The 263-nt window shown below is 59.7% G+C and carries 1 pseudogene; it reads left to right on the top strand.

Features of this window, described 5'->3' with window-relative positions:
- Positions 1 to 104 precede the first annotated feature (104 nt).
- Positions 105 to 263: pseudogene (locus tag IE00_RS19985) on the top strand (IS5/IS1182 family transposase); the annotation flags it as partial.

The raw sequence follows: 263 nt of genomic DNA on the forward strand, positions 1-263 counted from the left end.
GACGATCTCCTCCGGCTTGTGCTTTTTCTGGGGCATTCCTGCATCCTCCAAATGGCTCAAAAGCCATACCTCAGGGAGGACCACTTTTCAGGGGGCAGACCAGCTACCGCCAGTTCCGACGCTGGACGCGGGCAGATCTCTGAGAGAACATCATGGACGCCCTAAACGAAAGCGGCGCTGTCCGGCATGCACTGCAAATGATCGACAGCACCGTGGTTCGCGCCCATCATCAGGCAGCGGGCGCCAAAGAGGAACCCCGCGAC

This window comes from Paracoccus sp. SM22M-07, from assembly GCF_001887735.1.
In the GTDB taxonomy this organism is placed as follows: domain Bacteria; phylum Pseudomonadota; class Alphaproteobacteria; order Rhodobacterales; family Rhodobacteraceae; genus Paracoccus.